This window comes from Promicromonospora sp. NPDC050249 (genome assembly GCF_040656015.1).
Classification (GTDB): Bacteria; Actinomycetota; Actinomycetes; order Actinomycetales; family Cellulomonadaceae; genus Promicromonospora.
Map to the genome: position 1 here is coordinate 79,690 of NZ_JBFAKY010000011.1, position 13,148 is coordinate 92,837.

Here is a 13,148-nt window from a genome sequence, read left to right on the forward strand (position 1 = left end):
CATGGCGGACAACCCTCTTTACCTGCGCGTATGTGGACAACCCTGTGGATGTGGTGGATAACTCCGGGCCTCGGGGAAAGTTATCCACAGGGCGCCCTGCAAAGGTGAACATTTGGCCCTAGCGTTATCGGCCATGGGCGAAGAGGGGGCGCGCATCCTCGAGCACGAGGTGCGCGAGCTGGTGCGGCGCAGGGGACTGGATCCGATCGGTGACCGGGCGGGGCTGTCGAGCCTCGTCACCGACGCGGTGGGTGACTACGCGACCCGGGCGAGCGTCGGCGTGGTGCCACCCCTCGCCGATCCCGCGGCGGCGGCCCAGGCGGTGACCGACGCCGTCGGCGGGTTCGGCCCGTTGCAGCCCTACCTCGACGACCCGGAGATCGAGGAGGTCTGGCTCAATGCACCGACCCACGTGTACGTGGCGCGGCGCGGGGTGCCGGAGCTGACCAGCACCGTGCTGACCACGGAGCAGGTCAGCGACCTGGTGGAGCGGATGCTCAAGACGTCGGGAAGGCGGCTCGACCTGTCGAGTCCATTCGTCGACGCGCGGCTGCCCGGTGGGGAGCGGCTGCACGTGGTCCTCCCCGAGATGACCGGGGGCGGGATGGCCGTGAACATCCGCAAGCACGTGGTGCGGGCCCGCGCCCTCGCCGACATGGTGCGTCTCGGGTCGCTGACCGGACAGGCCGCGACCTTCCTCGACGCCGCGGTCCGGGCCGGCCTGAACATCCTCGTGTCCGGCCAGACCCAGGCGGGCAAGACAACGATGCTGAACGCCCTCGCGGGGTCGATCCCGGGATCCGAGCGGGTCATCTCGGCCGAGGAGGTCTGGGAGCTGCGCCTCCCGGTCCGCGACCACGTCGCCCTGCAGACGCGTCCGGCCAGCCTCGAGGGCACGGGAGAGGTGCCGCTGCGCCGTCTGGTCAAGGAGGCGCTGCGGATGCGCCCCGACCGGATAGTGATCGGCGAGGTGCGCGAGGCGGAGGCTTTCGACCTGCTCATCGCCCTGAACAGCGGCATCCCCGGGATGTGCACGCTCCACGCCAACACCGCGCGTGAGGCGGTGGCCAAGATGACGACGCTGCCCCTGCTGGCCGGCGAGAACGTGTCCGACCGGTTCGTGGTGCCCACCGTCGCCTCGGCGGTGGACCTCGTGGTGCACCTCGGCCTGAGCCGTTCCGCCGACGGCGTGGTCCGGCGCCAGGTGCGCGAGATCGTCGCGGTCACCGGGCGGGTCGAGGAGGGCCGGATCGAGACCGCGGGCATCTTCGACAGGGATGCCGACGGCGACCTGCGGCGCGGCGACGGCATGCCGCCCGGCGAGGACCGCTTCGAGCGTGCCGGGTTCGACGTGCGGGCGTTGCTCGCGGACCCGCGGGTCGTCCCGGCCGGAACGCGTCCTGGGACGGGCGGCGCCACCGGTCCGTGGGCGGGCGCGGGTGCCCGCTCGGGTGCGGACGCCCGGGCGGAAGCGCGCGCTGGCGTCGGACCCTGGACGGCGCGCTGATGGGTGTCGTCGTAGGGCTGCTCCTTGGCGCAGGGCTGTTCTGCGTGTGGTGGTCGTTCTGGACCCCGGTACCGCGACCCGCTGGCCGGGTCACCTGGCAGATGCGGACCCGGGACCTGCTGACCCAGGCGGGCGCGCCGTCGGTCACGCCGGCGATGCTCGTGGGCGCCTGCGCGGCACTCGGCCTCGTGACGCTGCTGCTCGGGCTCGCCCTGACCCGCTCGCCCGCGATCGCCGCGTGCTTCGCCGTCCTGACGGCACCCGGTCCGGTGGTGCTGGTGCGGGCGCGGGCCCGCCGCCGACGTCGGGCGCTGCGGGAGGTCTGGCCGGAGGTGGTGGACCACCTCGCCTCCGGGGTGCGCGCTGGGTTGTCCCTGCCGGAGGCGGTCGCCCAGCTCGGGCAGCGCGGACCGGTCGAGCTGCGTGAGCAGTTCGGCCGCTTCGCCCACGACTACCGGGCCGGCGGCCGGTTCGGCGACGCGCTCGACGCGCTCAAGGAGCGGCTCGCCGACCCGGTGGCCGACCGCATAGTGGAGGCCCTCCGGCTCACGCGCGAGGTCGGCGGGCAGGACCTGGGCCGGCTGCTCCGCACGCTCAGCGGCTTCCTCCGGGAGGACGCCGCCACCCGCGGCGAGCTGGAGGCCCGGCAGAGCTGGACGGTGAACGGTGCCCGGGTGGCGGTCGCCGGGCCGTGGGTCGTGCTGGCGCTGCTGGCCACCCGGCCGGAGACCGCGCGCGCCTACGACTCGCCCACCGGCGTCGCAGTGCTGGTCATCGGCGGTCTCTGTGCCCTGATCGCCTACCGGATGATGCTCCGGATCGGCAGGCTGCCCGCCGAACGCCGGGTGCTGCGGTGACGGGCTGGACGGCGGGGGCGCTCGCCGGTCTCGGCGTCGCGCTGGGACTCCTGATCGTGCTCGCGCGGCTGCGGTCGCGCGCCGTCAACCTCGACGAACGGCTCGCGCCGTACCTCCGCCCGCGAGACGCGACCTCGACGCTCCTTCGGGAGGTCAGCCGCACCTCGGCCGTGGTCCGCCTGCTCGGCCTGCACGACGTCGGCGCCCGCCTCGAGCGGTTCGGTTCGCCCCGCGTGGAGGTACGGCGAAGGCTCGACCGGGCAGGATCCGCCGAGTCGGTGGACCACTTCCGGGCGAGGCAGGTCGTGTGGACGGTCGCCGGGCTGGCCACGGGGCTCGGGCTCGCGCTGCTGCTCGCCGCGACCCGAGGCGCGGCAGTCGTGCCGCTGCTGGCACTCGTCGTCGTCGCAGGCGCGTGCGGCTACGTGGCCTGCGACCAGGCCCTCACCCTTCGCGTCCGGCGGCGCGAGGAACGGCTGCTGGCCGAGCTGCCGACCATCGCAGAGCTGCTGGCCCTCGCGGTCGCAGCGGGGGAGAGCCCACCCGCCGCCCTCGAACGTGTGGCCTCGACCGCCCGCGGCGAGCTCGCCGCCGAGATCCGGCGCATGGTCGCCGAGGTGCGCGCCGGCGCGCCCGTCACCACCGCCCTCACCGCGCTCGCGGACCGGTCGGGCCTGCCGCCCCTGTCGCGGTTCGCCGAGGGGGTGGTCGTGGCGCTGGAGCGAGGAACACCCTTGGCCGACGTGCTGCGCGCGCAGGCGCGCGACGTCCGCGAGGCCGGCCGCCGCTCCCTCCTGGAGGCGGGCGGCCGCAAGGAGATCCTGATGATGGTCCCGGTCGTGTTCCTCGTGCTCCCCGTGACCGTCGTCTTCGCGGTCTTCCCCAGCCTGGCCACCCTCCGGATCGGGCTCTGACATGGCTCTCCGGATGACCCCTACGAAAGGAAATGACATGCGCGACGGCGATGATCCCGGCCGAGCGGCCGGTTCCGAACCGGACAGTGAACGGGGCGACGTCCCGGGCTGGGTCTTGATCACTCTCATGACGGCCGGATTGGTCGTCGCGCTCTGGGCCATGGCAGGCCCGCTGCTGGAGAACGCGTTCCGGCAGGCGATCAGCAGCGTCACGGGCCAGGGGTGAGCTCCGGCCGGCCGGAGCACGGCTCCGCCGCGGTCGAGTTCCTCCTGGTGTCCGTGCTGGTCCTGGCCCTGCTGCTCGGCGTGGTCCAGGTGGCGCTCGCGGTGCACGTGCGGTCCCTCGCCATCGACGCGGCGGCGGAGGGTGCCCGTGTGGCGGCCCGCGCCGACCGGGGTCCTGCCGACGGCGTCGCGCGTACGCGTGCGCTGCTGGCCAAGGCCCTGACCGGGGCCTATGCCCGCGACGTCACGGCGGGCAGCACCACGGTCGACGGCCTCGTGGTGACCGAGGTGACGGTGCGCACGCCCCTGCCCGTCGTCGGCCTGCTCGGTCCCGGCGGGACGCTCACCGTGCGGGGCCACGCGCTGGCGGAGGCACGATGACGGTGGGGGAGCCGGAGCGCGGTTCCGCGATGGTCGAGTTCCTCGGGGTCGCGCTGATCCTGCTGATCCCTCTTGTCTACCTGGTGGTGACCCTGGGACGGGTCCAGGCCGCCGCGTTCGCCGCCGAGGGGGCCGCGAAGGACGCCGTCCGCGCGATGGTCACCGCCGAGTCGTCGGCGGCGGGCGCGGCGCGTGCCGAGGCCGCTGTCGGGATCGCCCTGACGGACCAGGGCTTCGCCCGTGAGAGCGGCGCGCTCAGCCTGGAGTGCTCCACCTCCCCGTGCCTGACGCCGGGCGGCGCGGTCAGCGCGATCGTGCGGGTCGAGGTGCCGCTGCCCCTCCTGCCCGACGTCGTCCGCGGCTGGGTGCCGCTGTCCGTCCCGGTCGAGGCAACCCGCACGGGCACGACGGACCGCTATGCCGAACCTCGCCCGTAGTCGGTTGTGAGCGTGACCGTTGCGCCGATGAGGGGCACAAAGGCGCAACGGTCACGCTCACAACCAAGCCGTTCGCTCTGACCTGCCCCCCAGTGGCAGGTCACGGCGGGTCAGCGGGTCACGGGACCGTGCAGGTCGCCGTCGGGTTGTTGTTGTTGCCGTTCTTGTAGAGCGTGATGCCGAAGTTGTTCCCGGCACCGTTCGGTGTCGCCGTCAGGGTTCCGCTCGTGCCGGAGACGGTCGCGTTCCACGAGTTCTGCAGGGTCTGCCCGCCCTGCGTCTGGATGGAGACCCGCCACGTCGAGCTGCCGGACACGGCCAGCGAGACGTTGAACCGGTCGGACCACTCGTTCGCCCTGCTGACGGTCACGGTGCAGCCGGTGCCGGGGTCGGGGTTGCCGGTGCCGCCACCGTTGAGAGCGTTGAGCGTGGAGGTGTAGGCGGCCTTCTTGTTGCCGCTGCCGTCGAAGAGGAGCGGGGTGCCGCTGGCGCGCCACGAGTCGGTGTCCCGGACGCCCCAGACGCTGATACCGGTGCAGCGCGAGACGGCGAGGCAGGCCTGGACGACGCGCCGATAGTTGTCCGCCTGCGCGGTGCCGGAGCCCTCGATGTCGAGCTCGGTGATCTGGACGTCGACGCCCAGCGCCGCGAAGCTCGAGATCGTGGTCTGGTAGTTGCTCGGCACGGGGCTCTGCGCGTTGAAGTGGGACTGCAGGCCCACGCAGTCGATGGGCACGCCGCGAGCCTTGAAGTCGCGCACCAGGTTGTACACGGCCTGGGTCTTGGCGTGCGACCAGTCGTCGGTGTTGTAGTCGTTGTAGCAGAGCTTGGCGTTCGGGTCCGCGGCCCGGGCGGCGCGGAAGGCCGCCTCGATCCAGTCGTTCCCGGTGCGCTGCAGGTTGGAGTCACGGCGGGCGCCCGAGGAGCCGTCCTGGAACGCCTCGTTCACCACGTCCCAGGAATGGATCTGGCCCCGGTAGTGGGTGGCGACCTGGGTGACGTGGTTGAGCATGGCGTTCCGCAGGGCGGAGCCGCTCATGTTCTGCATCCAGCCAGGCTGCTGCGAGTGCCACGCGAGCGTGTGGCCACGTACCTGCTTGCCGTTGCTGCGTGCCCAGCTCACGATCCGGTCGCCGTTGGTGTAGTTGAACTGGTTCTGGTTCGGCTCGGTCGCGTCGATCTTCATCTCGTTCTCGGCGGTGATCATGTTGAACTCGCGGTTCGCGATGGTCGTGTACACCGAGTCGGAGAGCTTGTTCGCCGCGATGGCGGTGCCGAAGTACCGGCCCGACTCCGCGGCCGCGGCCTGCAGCGTGCTGCCGGCAGCCTGTGCGGTGGTGGCTGCGACACCGCCGGCGAGGACCACCGCGGTCAGGGTGGCGAGCGAGATGGCTCGCAACCTGCGCCGCGCGGGTGGGGTGAGCGTTCGGGTCATCGTTGATCCCTTCGTGCTGGACGGGCCGTCGTTGGCCCGTCGGACGTGGAAAAGGATTTCGATCCGCAGCGTCGCCTGTCAAGGGGTTCTGCTAAACGTTTTCAAAGATCGGAGAAAGTGAAACGTTTAGGTTGGCTCGGGCACTCGGCAGGGCGGGCTGTGGACAACCGCCACCTCCGCCCGGCAGGTGTCGGTCACCCGCCGGACAATGAGGGAATGAGCCTCGCGGACCACGCCGCCGACGCCGGGCACAGCTCCGGCGACGCGCCGGCGCCCCTCGCCCCGGCCCGCTCCGGTGCCCGCCCGACCGACGGGGAGAGCGGTCGCATCATGCTGCTGACCTCGGCGTTCGTCGCGTTCGCCCTGATGCTCGTCGCGGTGGTCGCCTCGGCGAGCGCGGTCCACCTGGACCGCAAGACGCTCTACGACGTGGCGGACCTCGCCGCGGCCGACGCCGCGAGCGCGATGTCCCCCGACGCCTTCTACGCGGGTGCCGGCGTGCCCGCCGACGGCGCGCCGCTCACGCTGTCCGACGCCGACGTGCGCACCGCCGTCGACCAGTACCTCGCGGAGCACCCGCCGGGCATCCCGCTGACGGTGACCGGTGCGTCGTCGCCCGACGGTCGCTCGGCCCGGGTGTCCCTCGCGACGGTGTCCCGGCCGCCGCTGCTGCGGTGGTTCACCGACGCGTTCGGGGGCGGGATCATGGTGAAGGCGTCGTCCACGGCACGTGCGTGGTGAGCCAGGTTAGGTTGTGGCCATGAGCGACCTGAACGAGCACGGCACCAACGACCCGGAGGCCGGCACGCGCCTGGAGCCCCAGCAGATCTTCGACCTCGCCCGGCAGGGTGCCGACGTCCTGCTGGACCTCGTGGACGCGGGGCTCCCCGTCGACCTGGCCGACGAGTCGGGCAACACGCTGCTGATGCTCGCCGCCTACCACGGGCACGCCGACCTGACGGCCGGCCTGGCCGAGCGGGGTGCGGACGTGAACCGGCTGAACGGGAAGAGCCAGGCGCCGCTCGCGGGGGCCGTGTTCAAGAACGAGGCGGACGTGATCAGGGTGCTCGTCGAGCACGGTGCGGACCCCGACGCCGGGAACCCGAGCGCCCGGGCGACGGCTCAGATGTTCGGCCGCGAGCTGCCGGAGCCTGGGGCTCGCTGAGCAGGCCCATGCGCAGGCACCGGCTCTTCCGGCGTCGGGCACGACGATGCGCGGGTAACCTTGAACATCGTGGCAACCAACGACTTCCCCGCAGAGATCAAGGCGCTCCGCGCCACCCTCGATTCCATCGAGGCAGTGAGCGACCCCACCGCCCTGCAGGCGAAGATCGCCGAGCTGTCCGAGCAGGCGTCGGCTCCCAACCTGTGGGACGACCCGGACGAGGGCCAGCGTGTCTCCTCCGCGCTCTCGGCCGCGCAGTCCGAGCTCGACCGGGTGGAGAAGCTCCGCGCCCGGATCGATGACGTCGAGACGCTCGTCGAGCTCGGCAACGAGATGGACGACGCCGACTCGCTCACCGAGGCCGAGGAGGAGGTCGCCAAGATCCGCAAGGACCTCGCGGCCCTCGAGGTGCGCACGCTGCTGAACGGTGAGTACGACTCCCGCGAGGCCGTCGTGACGATCCGCGCGGGCGCGGGCGGCGTCGACGCCGCCGACTTCGCGGAGATGCTGATGCGCATGTACCTGCGCTGGGCGGAGCGGCACGGCTATCCCACCAAGGTCGGCGACACCTCGTACGCGGAAGAGGCAGGTCTCAAGTCGGCCACCTTCGAGGTCAACGTGCCGTACGCCTTCGGGAACCTGTCCGTCGAGGCGGGCACCCACCGCCTGGTGCGGATCTCTCCGTTCGACAACCAGGGCCGCCGCCAGACGTCGTTCGCGGCGGTCGAGGTGATCCCGCTCATCGCGCAGACGGACCACATCGAGATCCCGGACTCCGAGCTCAAGATCGACGTCTACCGCTCCTCGGGCCCGGGCGGCCAGTCCGTGAACACCACCGACTCCGCGGTGCGTATGACGCACATCCCGACCGGCGTCGTGGTGGCCATGCAGAACGAGAAGTCGCAGATCCAGAACCGCGCAGCCGCCTACCGTGTCCTGCAGTCCCGCCTGCTCCTGCTGCGCAAGGCGGAGGAGGCGGCAACGCGCAAGGAGATGGCCGGCGACATCAAGGCCAGCTGGGGCGACCAGATGCGCTCCTACGTGCTGCAGCCGTACCAGATGGTCAAGGACCTGCGCACGGAGCACGAGTCGGGCAACCCGCAGGCCGTGTTCGACGGTGCCATCGACGACTTCATCGAGGCCGGCATCCGCTGGCGCCGTGGCGGCGGCGAGAGCTGACGGTCGCGCAGGGCACGTAGCCCTGGACGAATTGCCGGTTTGCCGAGCGTTTTGACCGGTATGACGCCCGGAGTTTGCGGACCGGGTGAGTTCTGTCGGCGTGTCTGCCCGACACGCCACGGGTTCACCCCCCTAGTCTCGGGCTCGTGATCAGGTTCGAGAACGTGTCGAAGGTCTACGCGCGGGGCGCACGGCCTGCCCTCGACCAGGTCTCCGTGGACGTCGAGCGTGGTGAGTTCGTGTTCCTCGTGGGGGCCTCGGGCTCGGGCAAGTCGACGTTCCTGTCGCTGGTGCTGCGCGAGCAGCGGCCCACGCGCGGGCGGGTCTATGTGGCAGGGCGGGACGTCGCGAACCTCTCGGGGTGGCGCGTGCCCACGCTGCGCCGTCAGCTGGGCGTGGTGTTCCAGGACTTCCGCCTGCTGCAGAACAAGACGGTCCACGAGAACGTGGCCTTCGCCCTGCAGGTGATCGGCAAGCCTCGCCACGTCATCCGGGACACCGTGCCAGAGGTGCTGGAGATGGTCGGCCTGGCGGGCAAGGGCAAGCGCATGCCGACCGAGCTGTCGGGCGGTGAGCAGCAGCGCGCGGCGATCGCCCGCGCGATCGTGAACCGGCCGCAGATTCTCCTGGCCGACGAGCCGACGGGAAACCTCGACCCCACCACCTCGCTGGGCATCATGCGCCTGCTGGACCGCATCAACCGGACGGGCACCACAGTGGTCATGGCCACGCACGACGACGAGATCGTCAACGAGATGCGCCGGCGCGTGGTCGAGCTGTCCGACGGCGTCGTCGTCCGCGACGAGGCGCGGGGCGGCTACGGCGAGCGCGAGGCGATCCTGCCCGACGTCGGTGCGTCGCCGGTGCTCGACTCCCCGGGGAGCGGCACCCGTGCGCCGGTCCAGACCGTGCGGGGGATCTGACCGTGCGCTTCCAGTTCGTGCTGGGTGAGGTCTTCTCCGGCCTGCGCCGCAACACCACGATGGTCGTGGCAGTGGTGCTCGTGACGTTCGTGTCGCTGACGTTCGTCGGCGCGGCAGCGCTGCTCCAGGCCCAGATCGGCAAGCTGAAGGACGACTGGTACGACCTCGTCGAGGTCTCCGTGTTCCTCTGCCCGCAGGGCTCGGTGGTGCCGACGTGCGCGGGCGGCGAAGCCACCCGCGCCCAGGTCGACGCCGTGCGCCAGATCATCGACACCGAGCTGTCCGACGAGGTCAGCGCCGTCTACTTCGAGTCGAAGGAGCAGGCGTTCGAGGCGTTCAGCGAGCGCTATCCCGACGGCTACCAGGGCACGCAGCTCACCGCCGCCGACATGCAGGCCTCACTGCGCCTCAAGCTGGCCGACGCCGAGCAGTTCGCCGTCGTCAGCGACGTGCTGTCGGGGCGGGACGGCGTGGAGATCGTGGAGGACCAACGGGCCGTCTTCGAACCGTTGTTCCGGACGCTCAACGTCGCCACGCTGCTCGCGGCCGGGCTGGCCGGTGTCATGCTCCTCGCGGCCGTGCTCCTCATCACGACCACGATCCGGCTGAGCGCCGTCTCGCGGCGCAAGGAGACCGAGATCATGCGTCTGGTGGGCGCGTCGAACCTGTTCATCCAGCTGCCGTTCCTGCTGGAGGGGGCACTGGCGGCAGTGCTGGGCTCGCTGCTGGCCGGAGGTGGGCTCTGGCTCGCCGTCCGGTTCATGGTCAGCGACTGGCTCGAACGGTCGGTCGACTGGGTGGCCTACGTCTCGGAGGTCGACGTGCTCCGCGTCGCGCCTCTGCTCGTGATCATGGCCGTCGCCCTGGCCGCGCTCTCGTCCTTCTTCACCCTGAACCGGTACACGAGGATCTGATGCCTACTTCACGAAGCCTCCGGTCCGGAGCTGTCGGGCGTGGCCCGCTCGCGGCGGTGCTCGCGGCGGTCCTTCTGCTGGGTGGCGCCACCGTCGGGTACGCGGACGACCTCGACGACCGCCGCGCCGCCGCCGAGCGGAAGCAGCAGGCCAAGGAGGACGAGCGCGAGAACCTCGAGGCCGAGCTGGAGCACACGGACAAGCAGCTGGCCGACGCCGTGCTCGAGCTGAACCAGGTGGAGGGCCGCCTGCCCGTCGCGGAGGCCGAGCTCGCCGTGGCCGAGGCCGAGCTGGAGCGCGCGGAGCGGGAGGCGGCGATCCTCGCCCAGCGCCTGGCCGACGCGCAGCTGGAGGAGGCGACGGTCACCCAGCTGCTCCAGGACGGCTCCGGCAAGGTCGACGGGGCGCGCGACGACATCGCGCAGATGGCGCGCGAGGAGTTCCGCGGTGCGGGCAACGCCTCGACGATCGGCCTCGTGACCGGTGCGCAGAGCACCGAGGAGTTCATCGACGGGTACTCCGTCTCGTCGTCGGCCGCGCGGATCCGGGCGCGCACGCTCGCCGAGCTGCAGAGCGCCGAGGCGACCGCACGCAACCTGCAGGCGCGGCTGACCGCGATCCGCGAGGTAGTCACGGAGCTCAAGCGCCTGGCGGACGAGAACGTACGGTCCAAGGAGCAGGCCAAGCAGTCGGCGGTCGAGCGGAAGGCCGAGATCGTCGAGCTGATCGCCGAGCAGGAGCGGCTCAAGTCCCGTATCGAACGGCGCAAGCACGTCGCGGTGCAGAACATGCAGGACACCGAGCAGGAGCTCAGCTCCATCGAGTCCGACCTCAAGGGCATCATCCGCGAGCAGCGGGAGCGCGACGAGCGCCTGGCCCGGGAGCAGGCCGAGCAGGAGGCGGAGGGGAGCACGGGCGGCGGGTCCGGCGGCGGCGGTTCCTCGGGCGGCGGATCGTCCGGCGGCGGCTCCGGCGCCGTGTCGTTCCTCAGCTACCCGACGGCGAGCCCCGTCGTCACCTCCTCGTACGGCATGCGGTTCCACCCGGTGCTGCAGTACTACCGCCTGCACGCAGGGACCGACCTCCGGGCGTACTGCGGTACGCCGATCCTGGCGCCCGCGGACGGCACGGTGCTGTACGCGCGCTACCTGGACGGACTCGGCAACCAGGTGCTGATCGACCACGGCTACTCGTCCGGCGGCAGCAGCGTGATGACGAGCTCCAACCACCTCACCTCGTTCGCCGTCTCGCCGGGCCAGCAGGTCTCGCGCGGCCAGGTGATCGGGTACTCGGGCACGACCGGCACGTCGACGGCCTGCCACCTGCACTTCGAGGTGTACATCAACGGTTCGACGGTGGACCCGATGAGCTGGCTGTAAAAGCCTGGTCCACCGAGGTCGGGCGCGTAAACTGGGGCGTCGCGCTGCCCGCACGGGGCATGCCGCACCAGTAGATCCCGGAGGGAGACCATGGCCAAGAAGGACGATCCGCGCAAGATCGTGGCGAACAACAAGAAAGCCCGTCATGACTACGTGATCGAGGACGTCTTCGAGGCCGGGCTCGTGCTGTCGGGTACCGAGGTCAAGGCGCTGCGGATGGGGCGGGCTTCCCTCACCGACGGCTACGCCACCGTCGACCGTGGCGAGGCGTGGCTCGAGAACGTGCACATCCCCGCGTACTTCCAGGGCACGTGGAACAACCACGCGCCGCGGCGTCGGCGCAAGCTGCTGCTGCACCGCGAGGAGATCCTCCGGCTGGAGTCGAAGTCGCGGGAGAAGGGGCACACCCTGATCCCCCTGGCGCTGTACTTCCTGGACGGCCGGGCCAAGGTGGAGATCGCCCTGGCCCGAGGCAAGAAGGAGTACGACAAGCGGCAGACCCTGCGCGAGCAGCAGGACATGCGCGAGGCGCAGCGGGCGATGCGGCAGAAGGAGCTCCGCTGACCGGTAGGGGCCACGGGTCCGCAGGCTGTCACGGAAATAACGTTCCGGTCTGCGGAGTTGTCGCATAGGATGGAGATGTTCCGCACGGGCGTAGCTCGGGCGGGGCAGTTGAAAACAACATAGGGGCTGATCGGTTTCGACGGTGGTCGTGCTTCGAGGAGAAGCGGGCCGAGGATGCAGGCTTATCTCGTAAACGATGCCTGCAAACACATAGTTGCCGATAACTCGCGCAACGACTTCGCCCTCGCCGCCTGAGCGAGCCCGAAGTCCGTCGGCCTGGGAGATGCTTCCGTCCCAGTAGCCGGCGTCATCTAGGAAGCCACTGCTCGTAGCTCTCGTCATCGGGGCTACGGGAACACTTAGATGACTGGGCCTGTCCGCGAACGTGTCTGCGCGAGTGCGGGGGCCGAGAAAATCCATAGCAGACTGCGCCCGGAGAAGTACTCGAAAAGCGTCACCGGACCCGGGTTCGATTCCCGGCAGCTCCACCCCTATGACAGCAGGCCCGCCTCCATCGGAGGCGGGCCTGCTGTGTTGTCGGCGCGTGAGCAAGCGGCGCGCGAGGAAGCAGCGCGGCCTACTGCCTCGACAGGTCCGTCAGGGGGATGGCTACCTCGCGCGACCGCAGGACGCCGTCGACCACGACCACTGCTTCTCTGCCGGCCCAGCCCGGCCGCACGGTCTTCACGATGCCTTCTGTGCCGCGTTCCGTGCTCGACGCCCCGGTGACCTTCACCATGACGCCTGTGGCGATCCCGTCGCCCATAACCTTCTTCTTTCTGTCGTCAGTCCGGGCCGGGACGATCAATTCACGTACGTCTGGTCATCGCTCAGCTCGGTGGGTGCATGAGCCTGCCAGCGCTCTGGTGCGGCGTCAAGATGAATGTGCAATGTTGCTTTATGGCATCCGGCCTTCATTTCTGCGGATGTATTTTCCTTTCATCCAAAGGTAATTCGCGCAGTTCTTTAACCCTGCTCAACGCGCTGCTTATTATGCGCAATTCGGGCAAACCTACCGGGTCCGCCTGTCATCGTGGACGACGGGCACCCGGGTGGTGCCGTTCTCGACCCGGCCGGGGGTCGTCGAGGGTGCGGGCCGCTCCGCCGGGACGCCCTGCGCCGGGTGCGGGTGGCCCCTCGCCTGGACGCCGCCCGAGATGCGTGGTTCATCCAGTCTTAACGTCGCCGCAGTCACATCGTCATAATACGATGTAACGATCTACCCACTTGGCGACCTGAAGGGAATGTGTCATGTCACAGCAATCGAG

At 70.5% G+C, this 13,148-nt stretch carries 15 protein-coding genes and 1 other RNA gene; 14 read left to right on the forward strand and 2 right to left on the reverse strand.

The genetic code is table 11. The features are described from left to right. Positions 1-133: 133 nt before the first annotated feature. From AB0I32_RS11305 to AB0I32_RS11330, 6 genes are read left to right on the forward strand one after another with little or no spacing between them, the layout of a single operon-like run. Entirely contained in the window at positions 134-1,507 is a 1,374-nt protein-coding gene (locus tag AB0I32_RS11305; RefSeq protein WP_357505863.1) for an ATPase, T2SS/T4P/T4SS family, read from the forward strand. After that, positions 1,507-2,364, forward strand: coding sequence for a type II secretion system F family protein (locus AB0I32_RS11310; RefSeq protein WP_357505865.1), 858 nt, complete (start codon positions 1,507-1,509; stop codon positions 2,362-2,364). Before AB0I32_RS11305 ends, AB0I32_RS11310 begins: the two co-directional genes overlap by 1 nt. Next, entirely contained in the window at positions 2,361-3,278 is a 918-nt protein-coding gene (locus AB0I32_RS11315) for a type II secretion system F family protein (RefSeq protein ID WP_357505868.1), read from the forward strand. The genes AB0I32_RS11310 and AB0I32_RS11315 overlap by 4 nt, the downstream gene beginning before the upstream one ends. A gap of 37 nt (positions 3,279-3,315) precedes the next feature. After that, the gene (locus AB0I32_RS11320; protein ID WP_357505870.1) at positions 3,316-3,504 is read left to right on the forward strand and encodes a hypothetical protein; all 189 of its coding nucleotides are present in this window, start codon (positions 3,316-3,318) and stop codon (positions 3,502-3,504) included. Then, complete coding sequence (locus AB0I32_RS11325) at positions 3,501-3,884, forward strand: TadE/TadG family type IV pilus assembly protein (protein ID WP_357505872.1); 384 nt, start codon at positions 3,501-3,503, stop codon at positions 3,882-3,884. Before AB0I32_RS11320 ends, AB0I32_RS11325 begins: the two co-directional genes overlap by 4 nt. Continuing rightward, entirely contained in the window at positions 3,881-4,321 is a 441-nt protein-coding gene (locus AB0I32_RS11330; protein ID WP_357505874.1) for a pilus assembly protein, read from the forward strand. The genes AB0I32_RS11325 and AB0I32_RS11330 overlap by 4 nt, the downstream gene beginning before the upstream one ends. A 118-nt stretch (positions 4,322-4,439) precedes the next feature. Here the strand turns inward: AB0I32_RS11330 and AB0I32_RS11335 are convergent, their stop codons facing one another. Continuing rightward, positions 4,440-5,756, reverse strand: coding sequence for an endo-1,4-beta-xylanase (locus AB0I32_RS11335; RefSeq protein WP_357505876.1), 1,317 nt, complete (start codon positions 5,754-5,756; stop codon positions 4,440-4,442). 216 nt (positions 5,757-5,972) lie between these two features. On the opposite strand from AB0I32_RS11335, the gene AB0I32_RS11340 reads away from it, so the two are divergent. The 8 genes from AB0I32_RS11340 (at position 5,973) to ssrA (ending at position 12,371) form a co-directional block, all read left to right on the forward strand. Then, positions 5,973-6,497: a hypothetical protein gene (locus AB0I32_RS11340; RefSeq protein ID WP_357505877.1), complete on the forward strand. Its 525-nt coding sequence runs from the start codon at positions 5,973-5,975 to the stop codon at positions 6,495-6,497. 19 nt (positions 6,498-6,516) lie between these two features. Beyond that, positions 6,517-6,921 carry an ankyrin repeat domain-containing protein gene (locus AB0I32_RS11345; RefSeq protein WP_357505879.1) on the forward strand — a complete coding sequence of 135 codons (405 nt, stop codon included), beginning with the start codon at positions 6,517-6,519 and terminating at the stop codon, positions 6,919-6,921. 69 nt (positions 6,922-6,990) lie between these two features. After that, positions 6,991-8,100, forward strand: a complete 1,110-nt coding sequence (gene prfB, locus AB0I32_RS11350; protein WP_357505881.1) for a peptide chain release factor 2 — start codon at positions 6,991-6,993, stop codon at positions 8,098-8,100. A 146-nt stretch (positions 8,101-8,246) separates the two neighbouring features. Next, positions 8,247-9,023, forward strand: coding sequence for a cell division ATP-binding protein FtsE (gene ftsE / locus AB0I32_RS11355; protein ID WP_357505883.1), 777 nt, complete (start codon positions 8,247-8,249; stop codon positions 9,021-9,023). A gap of 2 nt (positions 9,024-9,025) precedes the next feature. Beyond that, positions 9,026-9,937: a permease-like cell division protein FtsX gene (ftsX, locus tag AB0I32_RS11360; RefSeq protein WP_357444885.1), complete on the forward strand. Its 912-nt coding sequence runs from the start codon at positions 9,026-9,028 to the stop codon at positions 9,935-9,937. Continuing rightward, entirely contained in the window at positions 9,937-11,316 is a 1,380-nt protein-coding gene (locus AB0I32_RS11365; RefSeq protein WP_357505885.1) for a peptidoglycan DD-metalloendopeptidase family protein, read from the forward strand. Before ftsX ends, AB0I32_RS11365 begins: the two co-directional genes overlap by 1 nt. A 90-nt stretch (positions 11,317-11,406) precedes the next feature. Beyond that, on the forward strand, positions 11,407-11,880 hold the full coding sequence (smpB, locus tag AB0I32_RS11370; RefSeq protein WP_116674061.1) for an SsrA-binding protein SmpB: 474 nt from the start codon (positions 11,407-11,409) through the stop codon (positions 11,878-11,880). A 122-nt stretch (positions 11,881-12,002) separates the two neighbouring features. Then, positions 12,003-12,371: a transfer-messenger RNA gene (gene ssrA / locus AB0I32_RS11375) on the forward strand. 86 nt (positions 12,372-12,457) lie between these two features. Here ssrA and AB0I32_RS11380 read toward each other — a convergent pair. Next, complete coding sequence (locus tag AB0I32_RS11380) at positions 12,458-12,646, reverse strand: hypothetical protein (RefSeq protein ID WP_357505887.1); 189 nt, start codon at positions 12,644-12,646, stop codon at positions 12,458-12,460. Between the last annotated feature and the right edge of the window lie 502 nt (positions 12,647-13,148).

Bases quoted from the DNA above. Each gene is read 5' to 3' on its own strand.
- AB0I32_RS11380 (WP_357505887.1), bottom strand. From the start codon at position 12,646: ATGGGCGACGGGATCGCCACAGGCGTCATGGTGAAGGTCACCGGGGCG.
- AB0I32_RS11305 (WP_357505863.1), top strand. From the start codon at position 134: ATGGGCGAAGAGGGGGCGCGCATCCTCGAGCACGAGGTGCGCGAGCTG.
- AB0I32_RS11340 (WP_357505877.1), top strand. From the start codon at position 5,973: ATGAGCCTCGCGGACCACGCCGCCGACGCCGGGCACAGCTCCGGCGAC.
- AB0I32_RS11335 (WP_357505876.1), bottom strand. From the start codon at position 5,756: ATGACCCGAACGCTCACCCCACCCGCGCGGCGCAGGTTGCGAGCCATC.
- AB0I32_RS11345 (WP_357505879.1), top strand. From the start codon at position 6,517: ATGAGCGACCTGAACGAGCACGGCACCAACGACCCGGAGGCCGGCACG.
- AB0I32_RS11330 (WP_357505874.1), top strand. From the start codon at position 3,881: ATGACGGTGGGGGAGCCGGAGCGCGGTTCCGCGATGGTCGAGTTCCTC.
- AB0I32_RS11320 (WP_357505870.1), top strand. From the start codon at position 3,316: ATGCGCGACGGCGATGATCCCGGCCGAGCGGCCGGTTCCGAACCGGAC.
- AB0I32_RS11365 (WP_357505885.1), top strand. From the start codon at position 9,937: ATGCCTACTTCACGAAGCCTCCGGTCCGGAGCTGTCGGGCGTGGCCCG.
- AB0I32_RS11310 (WP_357505865.1), top strand. From the start codon at position 1,507: ATGGGTGTCGTCGTAGGGCTGCTCCTTGGCGCAGGGCTGTTCTGCGTG.
- smpB (WP_116674061.1), top strand. From the start codon at position 11,407: ATGGCCAAGAAGGACGATCCGCGCAAGATCGTGGCGAACAACAAGAAA.